At 35.5% G+C, this 24,437-nt stretch carries 13 protein-coding genes; 11 read left to right on the forward strand and 2 right to left on the reverse strand.

Features of this window, described 5'->3' with window-relative positions:
* The first annotated feature begins 68 nt into the window (after positions 1-68).
* From panC to radA, 5 genes are all read left to right on the forward strand, one after another.
* Positions 69-917: a pantoate--beta-alanine ligase gene (gene panC, locus DZ60_RS0114635; RefSeq protein ID WP_025742789.1), complete on the forward strand. Its 849-nt coding sequence runs from the start codon at positions 69-71 to the stop codon at positions 915-917.
* Positions 918-936: 19 nt separating this feature from the next.
* A complete protein-coding gene (gene panD, locus DZ60_RS0114640; protein WP_025742790.1) occupies positions 937-1,287 on the forward strand; it encodes an aspartate 1-decarboxylase in 351 nt (116 codons plus the stop codon).
* Between the two features lie 2 nt (positions 1,288-1,289).
* Positions 1,290-2,261 carry a lysylphosphatidylglycerol synthase transmembrane domain-containing protein gene (locus DZ60_RS0114645; RefSeq protein WP_025742791.1) on the forward strand — a complete coding sequence of 324 codons (972 nt, stop codon included), beginning with the start codon at positions 1,290-1,292 and terminating at the stop codon, positions 2,259-2,261.
* A gap of 49 nt (positions 2,262-2,310) precedes the next feature.
* Entirely contained in the window at positions 2,311-3,456 is a 1,146-nt protein-coding gene (locus DZ60_RS0114650) for an alpha/beta hydrolase (protein WP_025742792.1), read from the forward strand.
* A 765-nt stretch (positions 3,457-4,221) separates the two neighbouring features.
* Positions 4,222-5,589: a DNA repair protein RadA gene (radA, locus tag DZ60_RS0114655; RefSeq protein WP_025742793.1), complete on the forward strand. Its 1,368-nt coding sequence runs from the start codon at positions 4,222-4,224 to the stop codon at positions 5,587-5,589.
* Between the two features lie 102 nt (positions 5,590-5,691).
* Here radA and DZ60_RS0114660 read toward each other — a convergent pair whose 3' ends face one another.
* Both DZ60_RS0114660 and DZ60_RS0114665 read right to left on the reverse strand, forming a co-directional pair.
* On the reverse strand, positions 5,692-6,537 hold the full coding sequence (locus DZ60_RS0114660) for an HAD family hydrolase (protein WP_316929900.1): 846 nt from the start codon (positions 6,535-6,537) through the stop codon (positions 5,692-5,694).
* A 440-nt stretch (positions 6,538-6,977) separates the two neighbouring features.
* Complete coding sequence (locus DZ60_RS0114665; RefSeq protein WP_025742795.1) at positions 6,978-7,418, reverse strand: hypothetical protein; 441 nt, start codon at positions 7,416-7,418, stop codon at positions 6,978-6,980.
* A 258-nt stretch (positions 7,419-7,676) separates the two neighbouring features.
* On the opposite strand from DZ60_RS0114665, the gene DZ60_RS0114670 reads away from it, so the two are divergent.
* From DZ60_RS0114670 to DZ60_RS0114700, 6 genes are all read left to right on the forward strand, one after another.
* Positions 7,677-9,575, forward strand: coding sequence for a hypothetical protein (locus DZ60_RS0114670; RefSeq protein ID WP_025742796.1), 1,899 nt, complete (start codon positions 7,677-7,679; stop codon positions 9,573-9,575).
* Positions 9,576-10,110: 535 nt separating this feature from the next.
* Complete coding sequence (locus DZ60_RS23145) at positions 10,111-12,465, forward strand: glycoside hydrolase family 9 protein (RefSeq protein WP_025742797.1); 2,355 nt, start codon at positions 10,111-10,113, stop codon at positions 12,463-12,465.
* Positions 12,466-13,175: 710 nt separating this feature from the next.
* Positions 13,176-16,238: a hypothetical protein gene (locus DZ60_RS0114680; RefSeq protein WP_152537443.1), complete on the forward strand. Its 3,063-nt coding sequence runs from the start codon at positions 13,176-13,178 to the stop codon at positions 16,236-16,238.
* Positions 16,239-16,242: 4 nt separating this feature from the next.
* On the forward strand, positions 16,243-22,464 hold the full coding sequence (locus DZ60_RS25610; protein ID WP_241448749.1) for a DUF6443 domain-containing protein: 6,222 nt from the start codon (positions 16,243-16,245) through the stop codon (positions 22,462-22,464).
* A 431-nt stretch (positions 22,465-22,895) separates the two neighbouring features.
* Positions 22,896-23,393: a PsbP-related protein gene (locus tag DZ60_RS0114695; protein ID WP_152537444.1), complete on the forward strand. Its 498-nt coding sequence runs from the start codon at positions 22,896-22,898 to the stop codon at positions 23,391-23,393.
* A 34-nt stretch (positions 23,394-23,427) separates the two neighbouring features.
* Positions 23,428-24,210, forward strand: a complete 783-nt coding sequence (locus tag DZ60_RS0114700; RefSeq protein WP_025742802.1) for a hypothetical protein — start codon at positions 23,428-23,430, stop codon at positions 24,208-24,210.
* Positions 24,211-24,437 lie beyond the last annotated feature (227 nt).

The following is a 24,437-nucleotide window of genomic DNA, read 5'->3' on the forward strand; positions in this document are numbered from 1 at the left end:
AATTACGAAAATTTATGCAGTCTGCCAGTAATATCTTATTTTTGCACGCCTTTAACTTTTAGACAACGATGCGGGTACTCAAAAAAAGACTAGACATTCTTTCGGATGTTGCAAATTCAAAAAACAACAACAAAACCATTGGTTTTGTTCCTACTATGGGTGCATTGCATAAAGGCCATCTTGCACTGGTAGAGAGAGCTCTCAAAGAAAATGACACTGTAATTGTTAGTGTTTTTGTTAACCCAACTCAATTTAATAACGCTGAAGATTTAGTCAATTATCCCAGAACTCTGGATACAGATGTCGAACTTTTATCAAAACTTTCTGAGGAGATAATTATTTTTGCACCGACTCCTAAAGAGGTATACGGAGACCAAATGTCAACGGTAAATTACAACTTTAATGGTTTAGAAAACCAAATGGAAGGAAAATTTAGACCTGGGCATTTTGATGGAGTAGGAACTGTTTTAAAACATTTTTTTGAGATTGTATCTCCCAACAAAGCGTACTTTGGAGAAAAAGATTTTCAACAATTACAAATTGTCAAAAAATTAGTTACTATTGAAAAATTGTCAGTTCAAATTATTGGTTGTCCTATCTACAGAGAAGATACCGGATTAGCACTTAGCTCTCGAAACAAAAGGTTAACCACCCAACAGCTTGAGGCAGCACCTCTCATTTATGCAATACTAAAAGAGGTACAAGATAACTTTGGCACAAAAAGTGTTACTACTTTAACTAAATGGGTATCAGAACAATTTGAAAAAAATGACACCCTAGAACTTGAATATTTTGAAATTGCCAAAATATCTGATCTAAAATCTATTAAACGAAAGCAGAAAAACATGAAATACAGAGCCTTTATAGCTGTTTTTGCTGGAAAAATAAGACTTATTGATAATATTGCCCTAAACTAAAATTAATTAACTTTGTAACATGCTTGTACACGTAGTAAAATCTAAAATTCATCGAGTTAAGGTGACTGGTGCTGATCTTAATTATATCGGCAGCATAACCATTGACCAAGACCTGATGGATGCTGCAAATATCATTGAAGGAGAAAAGGTACAAATTGTAAATAACAATAACGGAGAACGACTTGAGACCTATGCCATTCCTGGCCCTAGAAATAGTGGCGAAATAACATTAAATGGTGCAGCAGCCAGAAAAGTAGCCAAAGGAGATATCTTGATATTGATTACTTACGCAATGATGGACATAGAAGACGCTAAAAAATTTAGTCCAAAACTTCTTTTTCCAAACGAAGAAAATAATCTATTAAAATAAAAGTGAGTCCAAAACTTACCAAAATTCTTAAAATTATACTCCCACTGGCACTGGGAGTTTTTTTAATTTGGTACTTTTTGAATAGCGCCACACCAGAATACAGAAAAGAGCTTTTAAGAAATATTACTACTGCCAACCCGCTATGGGTACTTATCTCTATAACATTAGGTATCCTATCCCATCTATCACGAGCGCATCGATGGAAATTCTTATTAAGCCCTATGGGCTATCGTCCCAAATTATATAATAGTTTTATGGCTGTAATGGCAGGTTATTTAGCTAATCTAGGGGTCCCCAGATCAGGAGAAGTACTCAGAGGATTATCCCTAAGTACCTACGAAAAAGTTCCTTTCGAAAAAGCTTTCGGCACAATCGTGTCAGAGCGAATTGTAGATCTCATTATGCTTATTCTCATTACCACTTTAGCCGGAATCCTGCAAACAGAATATTTACTCACTTTTCTAAAGGAAAAAAATATCAATCCCTTAATAACACTAGGAATCTTTATAGCTCTTATTTTTATTGGTTTTCTAGGCCTACAGCTTCTCAAAAAATCTTCGATTCCATTCATTATTAAAATTAAAGACTTTGGACTTGGATTATTGGACGGCATGAAGAGTATTTTTGAAATGAAACAAAAATGGGCATTTCTATTTCATACGATACTTATATGGTGTATGTATGTGATTATGTTCTATACTATAAAATTTGCAGTCCCTAATTTAGCAAGTGCTTCCGTTGGTGTAATTCTGGTAGCTTTTGTAGTAGGATCTTTTTCTATGTCTACCACCAATGGCGGAATTGGCATTTTACCATTTCCTATAGTTGTAGGTGCTGTTTTTGTTTTTTTTGGGTTCGAAAAAAGTGATGGCGAAGCTTTTGGCTGGATCTTATGGGGGTCACAAACAGCAATAAATATAGTAGTCGGAGCGTTATCCTTTTTATTCCTTCCTATTTTAAACAGAGAAAAATAGGGAAATAATTTATATATTGTTCCTTGCTAAATCCTAAATCATACTACTTATGAAAAAAAGTATACTTCTTATGATTGCCATTATTTGTACTTGTTCTGTACAAAGTCAGGCTATTTATGAGTCTTTTAGATCTATTAAATTAGATCAAAGTAGACAACTAAAAATTCAGTTGCCTCGTAATTATGAAAAAAATGTTGATAAAACCTACCCATTAATTATCGTACTTGATGCAGATTACCTTTTTGAACCTGTTGCAGGTAACGTAGATTATTTTTCGTATTGGGAAGATATGCCAGAATCTATTGTGGTCGGTATAAATCAAAGTAAAACAAGAGTTGATGATTGTAGGTATGATACTGCTGATTTCTTGCCTGCCGGAAAAGGTGCTCAATTTTATGAGTTTATAGGAGCAGAACTCATGCCATATCTCAATAAAAATTATCGTACCGCCCAATTAAAAATTATTGTAGGACACGACTATAGTGCTAATTTTCTTAATTACTTTTTATTTAAAGACAATCCTATATTTTATGGATATATCTGTATTAGTCCAGAATTCGCCCCACCTATGGGAGAACGAATCGAAAGCAAACTAGCAAACTCTTCTGATATCTGGTACTATCTCGCAACTGCAACCAACGATGCCGAAAACATTAAAAAAGAGGTGTTGGCAGTCAACGAAAAATTAAGCGCAATCGAAAATCCTGAAATGAATTATTTCTTTGATAATTTCGAAGAATCTTCTCACTATACATTGGTTGGAAAGGCAATCCCAAAAGCCCTCGAAGACATTTTTAAAATGTATAGACCTATTACCAAAAAAACATATAAAGAAGTGATTCTTAACCTAGAAACATCTCCTTATGATTATCTAGTTGATATTTACCAGACCATACGAGAATTATACGGAATAAAACGCCAAATACGAATTAATGATTTTATAGCGGTATCTACTGCTATCGAAAAAAAGGAAAATTGGTCAGAAATGGAACCCTTGGGTAAATTGGCTGTAAAAGAGCACCCAGACACTATGCTTGGTCATTATTACTTGGGCATGTTTTATGAACAGACAGGAGAACCTAAAAAAGCTATGAGAGCTTATGAAAATGGCTTCCAACTTGATGAAGTAGCATTTTTAACCAAAGATTATATGTTAGAAAAAGTAACCAAAATCAAAGAAGATTTTGGTTGGTAATATCTAAGTAAACTATAGCAACAAAAAAAGGGTGTTTTGAATATCAAAACACCCTTTTTTTGTGGTTATACTACACAACTTTTATACTTAACCCAAATTATGCATTAAAATTTTGTAGTGAAGATTTCGACTATCACAAAACATAACATTTTTTAAGCCTTAACATCAAAATTTAGTGATGAAACTCAAAATGTGGTGGGATGCTATATCTTACACCCGTCGAAACCCAAAATATATTTTTAATGCATAAAGAGGGTTAGTTTAATACCATGAACATGGACTTAAGCATCTCATATAGCATGTATGTGTGCGGTTTCCTTCAACTACTACACAGTTTCTCATACACCCATTTTTACCGTCAGAACTACAATCAAGAGATCCTCCGTTAATTTGCTTTTGCGCAGTTTTACTAATAGTTTGTACTCCTTCTAATCTAAGAATTTTAGTGGTTACTATTAAACTTTTACTTGGTAGTTCTTTTTTAACTCGAACTATATACTAGCGAATCTTCAATGCCATTAACAATTATTTTATCGATACTATCTATTTACCATATACACCTCTTTATAAAAACTCAACGCTTTATATTAGTAAAAAGACAGTATTCTGATAATTATAGACACTTAATTATGAGTATTTTAAAAAAAACAATGCTACGAATAAAAATGTTGAATCATTCTACCTAGTATTCTCTATGTGTTTATACCATTTCAGAAAGGAATTCTTCAAAATAATAGTATTTTTACATTCTTATTTTAGTATCCCATGGCCAAAACTAAAACCGTTTTTTTCTGCCAGAACTGTGGCGCTCAGTATGCCAAATGGCAAGGACAATGTACCTCATGCAAAGAGTGGAATACTATTGCCGAGGAATTGGTTGAGAAAGCATCAAAAAATGATTGGAAAAATGCTACCACGAGTTCAAAAGTTTCTAAAACGGCTAAGCCATTAAAGATTTCAGAAATTAATACAAGTAGTGATGCTCGCTATAATACTGATGACTCAGAATTAAATCGTGTATTAGGAGGAGGGCTTGTACCTGGATCATTAACATTATTGGGAGGCGAACCTGGTATCGGAAAAAGCACCCTACTTCTGCAAATCAGTCTCAGACTACCTTATAAAACCTTATATGTTTCAGGAGAAGAAAGTCAGCAGCAGATTAAAATGCGTGCAGAACGAATACAGTCTAAAACGGATAATTGCCTTATCCTTACCGAAACCAAAACACAAAATATCTTTAGACAAATTGAGGAAATAGAACCCGATATTGTCATTATAGATTCTATACAAACCTTGCATAGTGATTATATAGAGAGTAGCCCAGGAAGCATCTCACAAATACGCGAATGTACTACCGAATTAATCAAATTTGCTAAAGAAACAGAAACACCCGTTTTACTCATAGGGCATATTACCAAAGATGGTACCATTGCAGGTCCAAAAATACTTGAGCATATGGTAGATACTGTATTGCAATTTGAAGGAGATCGCAATCATGTCTATCGTATTTTACGGGCTTTAAAAAACAGATTCGGTTCTACATCAGAATTAGGAATATACGAAATGCAGGGTAGCGGACTTAGAGAGGTCTCTAACCCTAGTGAGATTCTAATTTCTAAGAAAGAAGAAGAGTTAAGCGGTACTGCCATTGCAGCTACAGTCGAAGGAATGCGACCACTAATGATTGAGATACAAGCACTTGTTAGTACAGCGGTATATGGCACACCGCAACGTAGTGCTACAGGGTATAATCTTAAACGCCTGAATATGATTCTGGCAGTACTAGAAAAGCGCGCTGGTTTTAGATTAGGTGCCAAAGATGTATTTCTAAATATTACCGGTGGAATTTCTGTCGATGATCCTGCAATTGATCTATCTGTGGTTGCTGCAATTTTATCCTCTAGTGAGGATATTCCTATTGCCAAAGAGTATTGTTTTGCTGCAGAAGTTGGGCTTGCAGGAGAAATACGACCTGTAAACAAAGTAGAACAACGAATACAAGAAGCCGAAAAACTGGGATTCTCTACTATTTTTGTATCCAAATATAACAAAATATCACGCCAGAATAGTCAAATTAAGATACAGATGGTTGCCAAAATCGAAGATGTAGTTACCTATTTATTCGGATAAATTGGTCACTACGTTTTTGTATAAATCTAGGTTCACTGTTCCTGCAATCCACAGTAAACACTACTTTTTTACTATAATTTGCCTTAATGGCAGTACACTACATTAACAGTCTAGTTTCTTTTTTGCCTCTATCATTTTCTGTAACATATATTCGACTCCATTCTCTTCATTACTTTTTGTAGTATACTGTGCAGCCGCTTTTATATTGGGATGTGCATTCTCCATCGCAAAGCTATAGGTCGCCCTGCCCATCATCTCGAGATCATTATTATAATCCCCAAACACCATTGTTTCTTGAGGCAAGATCTCTAGTCTTTCCTGAAGCTGCTTCAATGCATATCCTTTATTAGCCAAAGCATGTGATAGATCCAACCACATTTCGCCAGAAACCTTAACCTTTAATCTATCTTCTAGATGCTTTAATGCCGGATAAAGAAATTCTTCTGAGCCTTTTAGATTACAAATAGCGATTTTTAGATATACATCATCAACCACATCTTGCAAATCCTCTACAATTTCGAAACGACCAAAATATTCTTCGAACATTGTAATAAATTCGTGCCCATAATCCTCAAGATACCCTTTTTTTCTTCCACAAAGAATTACTTGAGAATCCTTAAGATTTTTGGTAATCTCTAATAATTCTAGATACGTCTGGCGATCGATACCTGTAGTTTGTAATTCTATATTCTTATGCATGCTTAATGCACCATTTTCGGCAATCACATAAATATCATCTTTTATCGATTCTAACTTGTCGATGATACTATAATACTGTCTTCCGCTGGCAGCCACGAAGACCACTCCAAGGCTTTTTAACTCTTCAAAAAGCGAATAAAAAAGAGGACTTACTTCATGGTTGTTATTCAACAATGTACCATCCATATCAGTAACGACCATTTTGATTTGAGATAAATCCATAGCAATCAATAATTTTTCAATCTGCAAAGGTAGCCAGTTATCAAGCGATACTCGCTGATATTTATGTGAATTTTGTATTAAATAATTTGAAGAGTTAGATTGTGTATAATAAGTAAGGGATCAAATATTTCATTTTGGTCGGCAAATCAGTATTTCCTTAGCATACAGCATTAATCCCTTATCCTATATCAAGAAACAAAGGCTTGTTCACAAACAAAATGATATAAGAAAGGACATACGATTATACTCAATCAACATATATTCATAATCATCTTCTTTACCTCAGATAAAATCAGACCTTAAAACATTTTTGCCCCATCTATACAATAACAAACAAGGTTGTTTAGGGTACCATTACCCTAACAGTCAATTCCTTCAGACATCCTTTAATTAGTAACCCAAAAATATCAAAGTATAAAATTCTGTAGAATGGCAGATCAAAACCTAATAAAAAAGTCTGTATTAACTTAAAACCAATTCGCCCATGGTATTCTTGACAGCATCAGCAACCAAGCGATCGTATAAAATATAGTAAGCATTTTAAATTTTGGTGTTGACGTCAATTTCTTTTTATGCTTAGAATATCCCATGGTAATAAATACCACTGTCAAAATCATTACAAAAGGATGTTCTACATTATATAAACGTAAAGTAGCATCTTTCATAATTTCTCCCATTTTATGAGTTCCCGAAAACCAAACCACCATGGGTGATACAAATAAAATGACAATCCCTATCAATAACTGAATGTGAGTCACAATCAATGCAAATAAAGAAATTCTAAAATCTTTTGGCGCATACTCTTTCTTGGCAAAAAAACCAACCAATGCATTAATGGTTGCTAGCGTAACTACAAGGACAACAAGATATGCCCAATAAGAATGAACGATTTGAATAGCTTCGTACATAAAAAATGAAGTATTAAATTAATAAAAATGGTATTTCTCAAAGGTACACATATTGGTTAAAAAAACCGCACTTCAATTTTTATGTAAATCCATGAATAAATTAATGCAAACGCAATACGTTATGCTTCCGGAAATTTAATAAAAATTAACAATTTCATATCTATAATGTATTTTGTCCTTTTTTTTGGCTTTTTGTCGATAAAAACAATTACTTTTGCCGCTCATTTGTTCTCATGAATAGTATAAAAAAACCTAATTATGAAATTAAATTATCTTAGAATTCTTTTTTTAATGCTGGTCTTTCTAGTACATTCTTGTACAGAAGATGATAGCAATGATGTACCCAATGACGAGGAAGTAGCTATTGATGAAGAAGAAAATGAGGAAGAAAATAATGAAGAGGATGACAGTGACAATGATCAAGGCGAAGTCTCTTTAATTTTGAGTGGGGCTATCACAGATGAGGAAGCCGTTACCCTGATCGAGGAAAATGGTGGAACGAACACACAATTTATTGTTGTCAAAAACACAACCAATCTTACTATAGCCGATTTCACAGAAATCACCGAAGTATTAGAAATAGAAATACTCAACAATACTTCTCTTGTAGACATACGTCTACCCGAAATCAAAACAGTCGTTGATAAAATTACAGTAGATTCGAACCCTAAGATAGAACGTATTGAAGTCCCAATGCTAGAAAGTGTGTCTGATGTTCTCATTGAGGATAACCCTAAATTAGCAACACTGGATTTTCTGGTTTTGAAAGAAATAACAACCCTAAAAATACAAGAAAACAGTGCATTAGAAAGTATTGCATTTCCTGAACTTGAAGATGTAAAAGATATCGACACAGAAAATAGCAGTATATATATCTCACAAAATCAAAGCGTTACCAGTGTCGAATTCCCTAAAATAATCAATTTGGGCCCTGCTACAATTAGCAACAATCCAAGTTTGAAAAGCATTGATTTTTCATCGCTAACAACAGTAATGGAGCTGTTTATTTCTGCAAATGATGCATTAGAAAATATCAGTATCGCTAGTTTAATAGAAGGTACTATTTCATTCTCAGATATGCCTTTAATAGAAAACATTGCAGTGCCCGAATTTATATCAGGCGCAATAAGTTTATCTTCTATTGACAAGATAACGTCTGTAGATCTTCCCAAATTCGAATCGGGAAATATTTCTCTTTACTACAATGATAAGCTCGAAACTTTGAATTTTCCTAAACTCAAATCGGGAGGAGACGTATCTATTAGTAACAATGAAAATTTAGTAGCTATAGATTTTCCCGTGGTTGAAAGCATTTTTAGACTTCTAGTCTCAGACAACGCAGCGATCACTAGTTTTACACTTCCTCTTTTAGAAGAATTAGGAATCCCCCAAGAAGATTCTAATGACGATGGATCAATAGACGTAATAGATGAAGATCTCGAAGAGCAAGAATTTTATGGTTTATATATATCTTCTAACGACAACCTGACCAGCTATTCTATTCCTAATTTGACCACCCTTGATGCAGGAATTTTTATCGGGTACAATCCAAAATTAGAAGCAGTCATACACGATAATTTAAATGAAGACATCGGATTTTTAAGAATTATCAGAAATGATGTATTAGAAACAATTAGTTTTACTGAACTCACCAGTGTTGTCTATTTTGGTATCTATGAGAATGATCTTTTAGACAGTATCGATTTTTTGAGTCTAGAAAACGTGCGATTAGGAGCTGGATATACTTCTGAAGAAGGTTTTCTAGAACTTGGTTACAACCCATCTCTTGTGTCTATAAGTTTCCCTGTATTAAATCAGGTTAGTGATAGAATAAGTATGAACGAAAACACCGCCTTAGAATACTTGGCGATGCCTCTTTTGACTACTGTAGCTCAAGAAATATTGATTGATGGTAATGCACTTATTACGATTGATTTTACCGCACTATCTGACTTTTTAGGCTTTGTAGCTCCATCAGAAAACTTATCAAGTACTTCTGTAAATACCTTACTTAATAATTTGGCCGCCATCTCTCCACAAATTACCGGAAGGACAATTGAATTAGGAGGAACAGCAACAGGTCAGGGAGTTATTGACCGACAAACCTTAATCAATAATGGCAATCAAGTATTTGTTGCAACAGAAGAAGCCGAATAAAAATTTATAGAATATAACGCACCAAAATAAAGTGAAGCACTATCTGTACATATGATAGTGATTAAAAAAATTCACTTCTCATTAATACACAATAATCCCGGGTCAAAAGATCTGGGATTTTTTTTGATCAATAAAGAACCTATTTGATGCAAAATAAAAAGACCTACACACTATACCAGTGATAAAATAGTCTTTCAGGAATTCAAAAAAAAACCTACAAAACAACACTAAGGCTATCCATGTCAATGCTACTGTGGTTGAAAATAGTTCTAATCCCAATAGTATGTTTTATTAAACAATTTAGCAACGATTAATTCGCTGTATATCATACAATATGATTTAATTGGTGACATTCACCTTTTAAACCATAAAATAAATTAATTGTTAATTTTTAACAAAAAACATAAATAATTAAGAAAATATACCCTTATACTTGTTGTGATTTACAATAGACAGGGAGATAACTGCAGTAATTCTTAGCAAAAAAGAAGCCGTTGTCTTACGTCTTTTATACCAACTTTTTTAACCAAATAGTATGAACAAATTAGTATTGTTATTTGTTTTGAGTATCGCATATCACACCAATTATGCTAGAGAAATTATTGATAACCATGTTACTGCAGACAACACAAATCATCGCAACACCACCAGTACAATCTCAGACCAAAAAAACATAGAGGATAGTATTCTTTATCAAGATCAGTTTGATTCTGAGAATAATGCATTTAACCCAGGCAATGGATTTTCTGTTGTTATTTCTGACAAAAGCATCGCACAAATTACTGGGGACGGGAGTAGTGGTCCTTATGATAGTATTGCGTATGTTTTAGAAAAACCGATGGATATCAAAAAGCTTCCATCACTTTTTATTAAAGTAAAAGGAACCAATACACCTGATTTTAGAATAGACCTTCAGGATACAAATGGATATGTAACCAACCTCTATGGGATTTCTACCACCTTAGCAGCTGATTATACCATTCATGCATTCAATTTTCAGAATAAATTTTTAGATGGCGGATATGCAGGACCATGTAAAAGTGCAGACGCTCCTTGTGAGGTAGATGCTACAAAAATCAAGAAATTTATTTTTTCTGTAAGCCCCGGAAAAGGGAAATATAAGGGTACAATTGACATTGACTGGATCTCGGTCGGAGACAGTTTAGAACCAATCTCTCAGGAAAATGATATAAAAATACGGTATAACCAAGTCGCCTATTGCCTCGAAGCACCCAAAACCATAAGTATTACAGCCGCAACCGCTTTTTCCAAATTACCCTATACTATCAAAAATAAAGACGGGGTCGAACTTATTACAGGAGTCACTAATGAAGCGACACTCTGGAAAGCAGCAAATCGTTTTGCGTGTAGCGTAGATATCTCTGCCATAGATAGTATAGGAACCTATACCTTTCAGGCAGCAAATCAAGAAATTACTTTTAGAGTACATGATCAACCCTATAGTGCATTATCCGAAGCTGCTTTTAAGTATTATTATTACAACAGAGCCTCTACCTCCTTAGATGCTGTATATGCCAAGCAGTTTTCGAGACCCGCAGGGCATATGGATACAGCTGTAAAAATTCATGCGTCGGCAGCAACACCTGAGCGACCAGAGGGAACCCTTATATCATCATCAAAAGGATGGTACGATGCAGGAGATTATAATAAATATGTAGTAAATAGCGGCATTAGCACTTTTACCCTATTATCAGCCTTTGAGCACTATCCCATGTACTATCAAAACAAAAAGTTTAATATCCCCGAATCGGGTAATGCCATCCCAGATATATTAGATGAAGCCCTCTGGAATATCGAATGGCTCCTAACCATGCAAGACCCTACACCGGGCAAAGAAGGAGTATATCATAAGTTAACGAGCAGTAATTTTTCGGGAGTTATATCGCCTAATGAAGACAAAAGTGATCGATATGTTGTATCAAAATCAACCGCTGCCTCTCTTAATTTTGCAGCTGTAATGGCAGTAGCCTCTCGTGTATACAAACCATACGAAACCCAGTTGGGAAAACCCGGTTTTAGTAATCAATTACTAAATGCTGCTGTAAAAGCATATGAGTGGGCCAAAGCCAATCCAACAACCTATTATATCCAACCCGCAGGCATCAACACTGGGCAGTACAAAGATTTTAATGTCACCGATGAGTTTCAATGGGCAGCAACAGAGCTATTAATCACGACTGCAGATTATAAATATGCCAAAGATATCAAGCTCGATGATATCCCAGAGGGTATTGCCCCAAGTTGGGAGTTTGTATCTTCTCTAGCATTAATTTCGGCAGCACATCACAAGGAAATATTGGTAGATCAAGCACCAATAAAAGAACTTCAGGATAAACTAATAGAAACTGCAGACCTATTCAAAACCCGACTAAAACATTCCCCAATGAAAACCCAGATGAGCGAAGACAAAACATCTACATTAGAGGACCAAAGAGGAAGTTTTGTTTGGGGTAGTAATGGTGCTGCAGCCAATGAGATTATGATGCTCATACGTGCCTATGAATTAACAAAAGACAGTACATATCTATCGGCAGCATATCAAGCCATGGATTATATTTTGGGTAGAAATGGTACGGGATATTGTTTTGTAACTGGTTTCGGAGACAAAAAAGCAATGCACCCTCATCATCGCATATCCGAAGCCGATGCTAGTATAGATCCTATACCGGGAATGTTAGTAGGTGGACCTCATAATTTATGGCCAAGTGCAAAAAATGAATGTATTTATACCGATGATCAACCCGCAACAAAGTATTATGACGGTTGGTGTTCTTATTCGACAAATGAAGTTACTATAAACTGGAATGCACCGCTCACCTATATCACCAATGCCCTGCACAGCTATCGCAGCAAAGAGCATAAAAAGTAAAACACATGTAATCACTGAGTACTTTTGACGCACGCTACATGTTATAAAATTACACAACCCTCACAGGTTTTAAAAAATCTGTGAGGGTTTTTTTTGAATCAGTTTTAACATTGACTTGGGCGTTCGAGCGGGCTATACATTACAATTCCTCGCATCTCCTACCGTCGAGCTATGGGATTTTCATTACTATCCCTAACGCTTAACCAAACCCGTAGTAAAAAACATCTGCTACTTTCTTTGTACCATATACACATATCAAAACAAGTAGACTAGTAAGATCAGATACTGTAGTTACATACTTTAACAAACGATGTACGCACAAAAATACACCAGTTTCAAAAATTGAAACTAGAACAAAGTATTATTGCATCAGGAAATATAAAAGTCTAACGAAAAACTAACCGATCTAGAGTAAAATAATATACAACCAAAAAAAAGTTGAACAAGGCCAGTAACTTTTCTGTAGGTCAAGACACTTACTATAAATGGCAAAAAATAATGAAGTGGGGAGAGGATACCTCAACGCAATAGAATTACAGAAAATTAAACATATAATATAAAAAACGAAAGCAACACCAGTGTGTTTTATCTATAGAACAGGTATGTATATCTAGTAATGAGGATTTCCTCAAAAAACACCATACCAAATGCACTAGGTTTGCCGCGGGAAAATAAAAAATGAATACACAATCCAATAAATCAATATACCTATGAATCCATTATGTTTTAGATGTATGCTGTTACTAGCATGTTGTTTTCAACTATCATTTGCTCAGGAGTACGAGCTTGATGGCAGTATGCTTGCTGATTATGAACTAATCGGGAACCCAACTGTACAATCTCCTGATGTTGCAGCTTTTCAAAAAATTACACAGGTTCCTGTATCACATTACACAGGAAGGACAAACATTACGATCCCTATCTATGAGATCAAAACAGGGAATATGACCGTACCTATTTCTATTAGCTACAATTCATCTGGCGTTAAAGTTGCAGACATGCCGTCTAACGTTGGGGCCAATTGGGCACTTAATGCAGGGGGTGTGGTGACCCGAACGGTCAAAGGTATTGATGATTATACCATCCCAAAAATCATTCATACTCCCAACACCAATGATGAGATGACCCCTGCAGGATGGACTGTAGGGTGGATGGATGAAGAAGTAAGCCTAAACCAAGAAAACGATCCTGCTCCTGATATCTATCAAGCCAACGCCCCCGGATTGTCTACCCGATATATCCACAAAAAAGCCATCGCTACTTCAACCATTGAGGTAATGGAGATTGAGAGCAATGGCAACAAATTTGATGAGAGTTTTGGTGATGAGTATACAGGATATGTCTCCTGGGGAGGTGTATCTCACTTTCCAATAAGAGGATTTGGGATGCATCATATCGATATTACCTCTATACAAGGGATCAAATATAGCTTTGCAACTCCAGAAGTTTCGTTTTCATACTCCAAAAACAGCAAAACCAGTTTTACTAATTTCTTAGATGGCATCAATGTCAAGTTTGATGCGTATAAGCTGGATCGTATGTATGACTATGCCACAAATCAAGCAATCGATTTTGAGTATGAAGAATACCAAAATACATTTCATGATAATTTTTATACCGGTAGCAATAGCGAGAATTTCTCGATGAATGTAAAAACCAACCGACTTACCCGTATCTATTTTGATGGGGGTGAAGTACAGTTTATTTATGGGCTAGACCGATTAGACAATCTTGGAGAAAAAGCATTGACTGAGATCAAAGTACTGAACCATGTGGGCGATGTCGTAAAACGTATGCAGTTTAACTATGGATACTTTCAATCCACGATAGATACCGATCGCCCACAAAGTAAACGCTTACGATTGGATAAAGTAGTAGAAGTATCTAACACCTATAGTATTCCTTTACCTGGATATGTATTTACCTATAATGAATCTATCGATATGCCACCAAGAGATTCGTGGGCGCATGATTTTTTGGGCTATAACAATGGATCATATGCCGCAGCACAAAACGGAAAAACCCCAAAAATATATTTTGATCGTAGTGCTTATCAGCATAATTATTCGACCGCGGATAGTATGACATCACAAATGCAAGCTGTTGGCTCTCCGTTTTATTCTTCCGGAGACCTGTTATTAGATGGCGAGTATTCTCTCGAAGCCAACGAAGCCCAATCAAAAGCCTATATTTTGACAAAAATACAATACCCTACAGGAGGTTACTCGGCGTTTGAGTATGAGAGTAACGAATTTAGTTATTCAGGCACCAAAAAAGGAGGCGGATTGCGAATCAAAACTCAAAAATTAGTTGACGAATATGGTATTGCCCAAATTCATGATTATACCTACGGTATCGGCCAAATTAATAAAATGCCTCAATATGCCACCTTCGAATTACAGGATAAAGATGCCTATGTCAATTATACAGCTACCGATCCTGATGATCTCGATCTGGATTATGACCTCTATAATGTACCGCAAACTCAGGTAGAACTTACCCATGGTTCTTTTATAGGGTATGCCAGTGCTATTGTAACAAACCGATACGACAAGCAACAGACCTACTATTATTATAAGAACGCTTCTCATCATCCCAATGTAGGATCTACCAAAACCATTTTTGGCTCAAACAGTGACCTACTTACGGGGAGTCGAAGCTGGCGTGCTTTGGGACACTACTCCCTATCATTAGACAGGGATATTTTACGCGGAAAGTTATATAAAAAAGAGATTGTAGATCATAACGGCCTGCACGTTCTTAGAGAAGAATATACCTATAAGCTCGAACAATTCGAAACCTTGTCTCTTAGTTTTCAGAATCCTACACGGTCTGTTCTTAATGGCGGGTATACCTGCTCTAGTGATTTTGGGTTGTATAATCGATCATGTGGAGGATATGACGAAACTATCGAATTTCCTATCGAGCGTAATCTATTAGTCTCGGTAACTACCAAAAAACTTCCCGAAATACATAATGTTACAGACTCTCAGCAAGAATCTTTTGATCGTTTTGAACTTGACAAAATATACACATATGATGATGAACTCCCATTAATAAAATCTGAGCAACAAGGTACATTCCTATGTACTAAAGAAGAAGATTTTGAATGGGATGCAAATACAGGAACATTTATTTGTGACACCCCAGGATTAGAATACATCAAAAAGGAATACACCTATGAAAACATGTATCCTTTTGCAGTACAAAACCGACTGTCCAGTCCAAAATCCGTCGTATTTTCTAACGAAGAAGGCATTCTAAAATCAGAAAACTATCAGTATAAAGATTTTGGCAACGATATTACCGGACTAGAAAAAGTAGATTATATTACCCGAGACGATCTCTCTAAAACGCCGGTAATTGTTACCCGAAGAGATGCCAAAGGCAATATTCTAGAGATACAATCAGAGACCGGAGTATATACCAGTTTTGTGTTTGGGTACGGTTCTCGATATATGGTTTGTCAATTAGAAAATGTATCCTATACCGAATTACTCACTACACTCGCCGATAGTAATACCTCGGTGGCACAATTAACTACGACCACAGACGATACTCAGATCAAAACTACTGCCAACTTACTGCGGGATCAACTCCCCAATGGGCAGATTACCTCCTATACCTATAAACCCTTAGTGGGAGTTACGAGTAGTACGGATATACGCGGCAAAGAAACCTCTTATATCTATGATAACTACAACCGTCTGCAACTGGTCAAGGATCATGACCAAAACATTCTATCCAAAAATACCTATACCTATAAAAACTAATATGATGAAGACAATAAAATTAATAACATCAAAAATTGTGCTTACTCTTATTTTTGTTTGGGTAGGTATGGCAAGCTTTGCGCAAGATAACAGTGGTGCATATATTTCTGGAGACACAACAGTTCAGGTATCATCTATAACAAATCATTCGTTTATGGATCCTAATCGTTACTTCCAAATAAGTGATTTACATTGGGAAGTTAACTATATTGACGGAGAACAAGAGGTTGCAGCCGTGGCTATCATGGAATCCTTTGAAAATCCTGAAAAAGTTACAATGTTATGGCATCATTCAGATACGGATCGGCAAGTACAAATAAAAGCAATTTTTATAGATACTCACTGGGGAGAGATAGAATTATCAAAGATTATTAATGTTATTGGAAATCAAAATGGAGAAGAAAATTTTAATGTATCTATTTCTGGCGCTACAACTGTAATAGCAGCAAGCACAGAAAACTATAACTTTGAAGAAGGCTCTTTTCATACTCGAACAATAAGCTGGGAAGCTATATACAAAGACAATGGATTGCCTGCTGCTGAAATTGCTTATCAAGATGAATGGGGAGATTCTGTTTGGGTCACTTGGTATGATTCTGATAGAGATAGAGAGGCTCAACTAAAAACCACTATAACGCAAGTTGATGGTAGTGTGTTTTTTATTTATCAAGATGTTTTAATTAAAAAAACTGATGATTTTGAGCAGGTTTCGGCCCCTATAATAATAGGACCAAAAACAGCCATAGCTGGTAAAAGAGAAGATTATAGATTAACTAATATTGAAGCCGACGACATCTCAAACCTAGAATGGGTCGTAGAATATGAAGACACTTCAATAGTTACCGATGAGAATTTTGTCGGAAACTCATCAAGCGATGAATTATCAATAGATATTGTATGGTATTTATTGGAAACTATTGAAGAAGCAAAAATCAAAGCTATAATTACCAAAACTAATGGAGAAATTTTTACAGTATCTTTAAACGTAATTATTATTTTAGAACAATACAGCAATAATGATTTGGCAATTTCTGGATTGAGTGCAGTAAGTTCATTAAGTATCAATGCTTATTCCATAACAAATCTGGAAAACGATGATGTTGAAAATGTGGACTGGGAAGTGAATCTCATAAATTCTCAGGAAAACCCAGGTACATTCATACCATCTACTACTGATCCTAACCGACTTGTAGCTTCTTGGAATGATATGGGAACTGACACAGAAGCAGAAATCAAAGCTACTATTACCAAAACAAATGGCGAAATAGTCATATTGTCAACCCCTGTCATGGTGTTAACACAGAATGAACCTACGACGACGGCAATCTCAGGACCCGGTGCCATTGATGTTCTAAATACAGAACAACATCTTATTGCTAATACGGTAAGAGAATATTCAGTAGAGAACCTGGACCAAAGCGAAATCAACAATATAGAGTGGAGCGTCAACTATACCAATGATGGATTCCCTGCCGGATTAACACAAAAAACAGGTGCTAATACCGTTGAAATTAGTTGGTTATATTCTCATTTTAATAGAGAAGCAGAAATCAAGGCACTATTGACCAAAAATGATGGTAGCGCCATAAACTTATCCAAAACAGTTAAGGTTTTTAGACATTCAAATCAAAATATATGGATTTCTGGATTAGACACTATTGAATCATCTAATCGAGATGAATACCGTTTATGGAATATTGATCCTAGCTATATCGAAACTGTTGACTGGGAGGTAATTTATCCCGATGGTGTGGAAAGAAATCATTCTACAATAGGATCTATTAATAATGTATATGATCCTTTGACAATAGGATGGACTACCGATAATTGTGATAAAGATATCGAAATCAAAGTGACCATAACAGAGACGAATGGCAATACATTTACAATAACCAAACCCATTTCAGTTCTCAAAACAAATCCGTTTTATCTCACCAATGATGCCCCTGTAATAACGAAAATAAGTTCTGTATATATAAATAGCAAAATCGACTTAAATCTTAATTATGATTTTGAATGGGTTCTCCCAGATAGCGCAGAACTAGTTACAACAAAGGAAAAAGGATCAGAAGCTCTAATTATATTTAATGAATATGGGGACCATGAAGTCAAAGTTTTGGCTCACTCTGATGGATATGAAAATTGTAGCCCATATTGGATTACTTCGATGATCAATGTACCCGAACCCACTTCACTCAACTCCAATATCATCGGCAAAACCGTAGTCGATCGGTATACCGATACCAAATACACTATAAAAACCAAAAATGAGGCTCCTGTAACAACCACCTGGACCATTACCGGGGGCCAAATCATGGCTCAGGATGATATGGGTGTAGTGGTGCGTTGGACCCATAGTGACGGAGGAACCCTCGCAGCCCATGTCGATTTCTTGGGCAATGGATTGTATTTTGATACCTCCCTCGATGTGTCGATTGCTCCCACAAAAACGAATCCGTATTCGGGCACTACATCAAGTAATGAAAATGCCATTACTACCACCTTATACCAAGAAGCTTTTACAAACGTTACTATAGCGACCCCAGGGATACAAAACATTACCTATCTCGATGCCTTAGGGAGACCTAAACAACAAATAGCTGTTAATGCAGGAGGCAATAAAGAACATACTATTACGCATAGCGAATATGATGTATTCGGGAGACCTGAGAAAACATTCTTACCCTATGCAACGACAAGTAGTACTACCGATTTTAGAACCCAAGCAACAGCAGAAGCATTTGGTTTTTATGACACCCAAAAATATGAAAACACTACCAATCCGTATAGTGAGGTCCTATATGATGGGAGCGCCATAAACCAAGTGATCAAAGAAGCAGCTCCGGGACACGATTGGTCTGCAAACATATTAAATGAACACACCATAAGAACTACGTATGACCTAGTCAGCTCCACTGATGACATCGGCTATATTGCCGAAGATGGTAGGGTGACGATCCGAAAAAAAACTACTAAAAATGAAAACTGGACCTATGGGGATTACAAAAACAATACGACCGAAGAATTTATAGATTATCAAGGTCGTACTGTTGTAAAACGTACCTATACCGGAGGAATCGCACATGATACCAAATATCTGTATGATGATCATGAAAACCTGACTACTGTGATTCCGCCCGAGAGCGCCAGCGAATTTCGATATTACTATCGATATGATAGTTATAATCGGGTGATCGAGAAAAAAATACCAGGCAAAGATTGGGAGTATGTTGTGTACAACAAACAAGGATTACCTGTTATGACGCAAGATCCGAATCAACGAACAAATAATCAATGGCTATTTACCAAATATGATCGCTTTGGTAGAGTTGCCTATACCGGAGTGATTACCAATACCGGAGATCGAGCGTATATGCAATCGGTAGTAGATCAAAGTGCTGTACATTTTGTCACCAAAACAGAGGACCCGATCATTGTTGCGGGCACCGAGATCTATTATACCAATGATGCCAAACCTGTAGGCATTACCGAAATACATACCCTCAATTATTATGATGATTATATGTTTGACTGGAATTATGGCAGCGGGCTTACTACGGATCCAGCTATGGTTACTGCCTATGATCAAGAAATAAGCAACAACCCAAAAGGCCTGGCTACCGGATCAAAAATTCGAGTTTTGGGTACCGACCAATGGATCCTGTCCTATACCGTGTATGATAAGAAAGCACGTCCTATTTATAATGCCACTTTTAATGAATATCTAGAAACCACTGACATCTTGCAAAGCAAGCTTGATTTTGTCGGCAAGATAGAAGAAACCACCGCGGTGCATCACAAAACAGGTCATGAGGAGATCACCACCATCGATCGTTTTACCTACGATCATATGGGTAGGCTACGTACCCAAATCCAGCAGATCAATGATCAAACTCCCGAACTCATTGCCAGCAATACCTATGACGAATTAGGGCAATTGGTAACCAAAGGAGTAGGAGGGCAAGTCGCTGCGGGTAGTAGTACGGCCCTCTCCCCCTTACAGAATATCGACTATACCTATACCATACGCGGATGGCTAAAAGGAATCAACGATATAGACACGCTGGGGGATGATTTGTTTGCCTTTGGTATACAATATAATACCCCTACAGAACATCTGGATGCAACTCCCTTATATAACGGAAATATTAGCGAAACCCTCTGGAAAACCGCCAATGACCACCAAAAAAGAGCTTATGGCTATCAATACGATGCCCTAGACAGAATAACCAAAGCCACCGATAATAGTGCTGATCAGCGATATAGCTTGTATAACATAACGTATGACAAAAATGGGAACATACAGCAACTTACTCGAAATGGTCATGTAAATAATGAAGCGACACAGTTCGGGTTGATGGATAATATCGATTTCTATTATCAGGGCAATCAATTATATGCTGCCGATGAAGACACCGATGCGCCCAACATAGGTTTTGCTGATTATAATGGCACTGCAGACGGGACTCAAGAATATTTTTATGACCTCAATGGCAATATGATCATTGACAAAAATAAAGGCATCTCGAATATAGCATATAACCATCTTAACCTACCTACCCGTATTACATTGACCGAGGGAGAGGATACAGGCGAAATTTATTATATTTACGATGCAACTGGTACAAAATTAAAAAAGATGGTGTATTCTGATAGTGGACATGAGACCGAAACAGCCTATGCAGGAAACTATGTATATACAGACAATCAATTACAGTTTTTTAATCAACCCGAAGGATATGTAGCCCCACAATATGACGGTTCTTATCAATATACCTATCAATACAAGGATCATTTAGGCAATATTCGATTATCGTATAAAAAAGCCAATACAGATCCTATAACGAGTACCTTTGATACAGGTGTTGATGATTGGCAAAGTTATGGCAGTTTGAGTGCTTTGTCTCATGTAGACGGGAGATTGCGTGTCGATCTTTTTAGTACCAATAGCGGTACCTCCAAAATATATACGGTACCCACCGGAAAAAAAGTGTTTCTGGTTGATTTTGAGACGGAGGCCGTGGGTACTTTTGGGGTTTTCTTGACCTTGGTAGAGTATGATGCCAATAACAACCTAACCCGAAGTTATATACGAGACGTTACAGAAGGGACCTATCGTGCATCATTTACCTTACAAGAAAGTACTGTAAAAGTAGCTTTTTATATCCGTAATGATACCTATACCGCTATAGAGGTGCCACATCTTTTTATCGATAATGTAGACGCTTATTTCCTAGATACTCAAGAAGAACTGGATTCACCGCTTACGATTGTAGAAGAGAAAAATTATTATCCGTTTGGACTCGAACACAAAGGATACAATAATACTATTGTTGGACAGGAACATCCTTACAAATACAATGGTAAGGAGCATAATCAAGAATTAGGACTTGATTGGTACGACTTTGGAGCAAGGAACTATGATCCTGCATTAGGTAGATGGATGAATCTTGATCCACTGGCAGAACAAATGCGAAGGCACTCTCCTTATAACTACGCATTTGATAATCCTATTTATTTTATTGATCCTGATGGAATGAAGCCTTTTGGTAATGGTGAACAACCAGAGGAAGTTTATAAAGGCCCAAGTGTAGCAGTTGGAGATAATGTTGTTAATGAATTAGATGAAGTAATAATAGGCACTATTGTAACAGGAAAAGCCCAAGGTGCTCATGTTGAACCTACAGAAGGAGGAAAAAGATTTAATGGTTTTAAATTAGAAGGTGAAATCAGAGCACAAGACACAAAGACTAGAGGAAGTATTTCAGGCTTTAGTGGTGGTTATGAAGATACAAGTGAGGGAAATATGATGTCCGGAAATGCTTCCGCTTTTGGCGCAGAAGCAGAGTTTAGTTCAAAAGCAGATGGAATTACTGAAACTAAAGGAAAGGGTAGTTTGTTTAAAGCAGAAGCTTCAGGGGCTTTTGGGGTATATTCGCCAGAAATAAATGGAGGAAAAGAAGGAGTCGCTGTAAAAGCAAGTGTAGGAGCTTTTCTGGCTAAAGGAGAAATATCAACATCTGTCACAATTCCTAAGGCTTTACCAATAGTTGGTGGATATAAAATAGGAATAACCAGAGGTGCTTCTTTTGCTAGTGCACACATTGGAGGTGGAGCAGAAGCTTCTGTAATTGATGGTGCTGCTAAACTAAGTGCAAGTTTTAATGTAGGTTTAGGGGTTGGATTTAAGTATGGTTTTTCTGTTTCAACTAGTAATTTAAAATAGTAATTTACATAAACTAATAATATGCTAATACTATATTTATTATTTTTTAGTGGGGTTAATTTTTTAATATATAACTTGTTAACAAAAGATATTAAGTTAAACACAAGATTAATTATTTGTGTAGCTATTTTGTTAATTATATTCTTATCTATCCAATTTTTTTATTTACACAGAGAATTTGTATCTAACACTTATTTTAATGGTCTTATGCAATTGAGTCTAGGCATAATAATTATTCATTTTGTTATAAAATTTATTGTTTCATTAATTTTAAGAGATTTTGAAAAAATGGGCAATAATTATTCTTTTATTAAAGATTTTTTGATTAATTTTTTTGATTTTTTTAGATATAAATTAGTCTATGTTTTAGTTTTCATTTACCAAGGATATAGTTTATTTTCGTGGTATCATGAATATAGCAATCAATGAAAATGAATAGAAAATCATATCTTATAGCTTTTTTTATATTGGCATTATTAAGCTGTCAAACAAATAAAAAGGGAAAAGAATTTAAAACAGAAAAATATTCTATTACCTATCCTTCTAGTTTGAAATTAGAAGAGAAAATAGATGGTGCTGAATTTATTTTGAGTACTGAAAAATCCTCTGAACAAGATGGTTTTATAGAGAGTATAAATTTAGTTGTACAAGATGTAAATATTAGTTTTAAAGATTATATACCTTATTGTGAAGATGAAATTAAAAAAGCGGCGGAATTAATAAATAGTGAAGTTATTTCTAATAATGGTAGAGAAACACATATAATGGAATTTACGCTAAAACAGAATGGTATTCCACTGAGCTTCATTCAACATAGTTTGATTGTGAATGGTGAATTATTTATGTTGACTTTTTCATGTGAATCAGATGAATATGATAATTATAAATCACAAATGGAAAATACTATGCTTAGTTTTAACGTTGATTAGTAAAAATTATGTCTTTTAAGATTTAAGTAATAATATGGTTTCAAGAAAAGTTGATTTTTCAATATTACATTCTTTAATAAAGAAAAGACCTATATTGTCAATGTTTGGGTTATTATTTACTATTCCATTGCTATTTCTCTTAATTCCGTTCCTCATTTTAACATCAAATATTAATAAAAATTCTACTAGTGCTAATTACGAAGTATTATTAAAAGAAGGACTCCAAACAAAAGGTATTTTAAAAAACTTTGAAACTGTTTATGAAGTAAGTATAAATAATGAACATCCAATAATAATTACATATACATTCCTTAAAGAAAAGGAAACGAAAATAGATTCGTATCAAACTTTTGTACCGAATAAAGTTAAAAAACTAAGTAAAGGTCAGGAGATTGAAATAAAGTATTCTGAGAAAGGTTCAGTTGTTGTTGGATTTCCACCATATACATTCCCTACTTATTTAATTGGTTTAATATTTATTATTTTTCCTTTAATTGGCTTACCTTTTTTAATCATATTAATAATAAAAACAACTAAAGAATTTTATTTGTATAAAAAGGGTACATTAACTTCTGGAATAATTTTTTCAATATCTGATAATTTAGGATTAATGTTTACCAAATTTGGACATTCTGTGACTGTGACTTATAAATATAAAGATACTCAAGGTAATTTATATTATGGAAAATCTAGAAGTGTGGATTTATCTGAAATTAAAAAAATGGAAAAAGGCGATAAAATTAACATACTAATTTCTCCTAAGACACCTTCGGAGTCAACTATATGGTCTGAAGATATTGCAAAAAAAATGAAATAGAAAAAAAACCAGCTCCGCATTCTATGTTAAAAACCGTCTTGATTTCCATGGTTTTAATCGGGAGAAACGGTACTTATCCCATCCTAAATCCTTCCCCGCTCCCCACTAGCGTCTCGCTAGTGGCGTCAAAAATTTTCAGGCAGGAGTAATAATAAGATTAAGGCAGCCATGGTTTCATAACTTTTTGCTGTTTTTGTGGTATGTTGCCACAGCCTTGTGTGGCACAC

It is taken from the genome of Aquimarina pacifica, from assembly GCF_000520955.1.
GTDB classification, from domain to species: domain Bacteria; phylum Bacteroidota; class Bacteroidia; order Flavobacteriales; family Flavobacteriaceae; genus Aquimarina; species Aquimarina pacifica.

Excerpts from the sequence above, each read along its gene's own strand:
- DZ60_RS0114700 (WP_025742802.1), top strand. The coding sequence starts at position 23,428 with ATGGTTTCAAGAAAAGTTGATTTTTCAATATTACATTCTTTAATAAAG.
- radA (WP_025742793.1), top strand. The coding sequence starts at position 4,222 with ATGGCCAAAACTAAAACCGTTTTTTTCTGCCAGAACTGTGGCGCTCAG.
- panC (WP_025742789.1), top strand. The coding sequence starts at position 69 with ATGCGGGTACTCAAAAAAAGACTAGACATTCTTTCGGATGTTGCAAAT.
- DZ60_RS23145 (WP_025742797.1), top strand. The coding sequence starts at position 10,111 with ATGAACAAATTAGTATTGTTATTTGTTTTGAGTATCGCATATCACACC.
- DZ60_RS0114695 (WP_152537444.1), top strand. The coding sequence starts at position 22,896 with ATGAATAGAAAATCATATCTTATAGCTTTTTTTATATTGGCATTATTA.
- DZ60_RS0114665 (WP_025742795.1), bottom strand. The coding sequence starts at position 7,418 with ATGTACGAAGCTATTCAAATCGTTCATTCTTATTGGGCATATCTTGTT.
- DZ60_RS0114680 (WP_152537443.1), top strand. The coding sequence starts at position 13,176 with ATGAATCCATTATGTTTTAGATGTATGCTGTTACTAGCATGTTGTTTT.
- panD (WP_025742790.1), top strand. The coding sequence starts at position 937 with ATGCTTGTACACGTAGTAAAATCTAAAATTCATCGAGTTAAGGTGACT.
- DZ60_RS25610 (WP_241448749.1), top strand. The coding sequence starts at position 16,243 with ATGAAGACAATAAAATTAATAACATCAAAAATTGTGCTTACTCTTATT.
- DZ60_RS0114650 (WP_025742792.1), top strand. The coding sequence starts at position 2,311 with ATGAAAAAAAGTATACTTCTTATGATTGCCATTATTTGTACTTGTTCT.
- DZ60_RS0114670 (WP_025742796.1), top strand. The coding sequence starts at position 7,677 with ATGAAATTAAATTATCTTAGAATTCTTTTTTTAATGCTGGTCTTTCTA.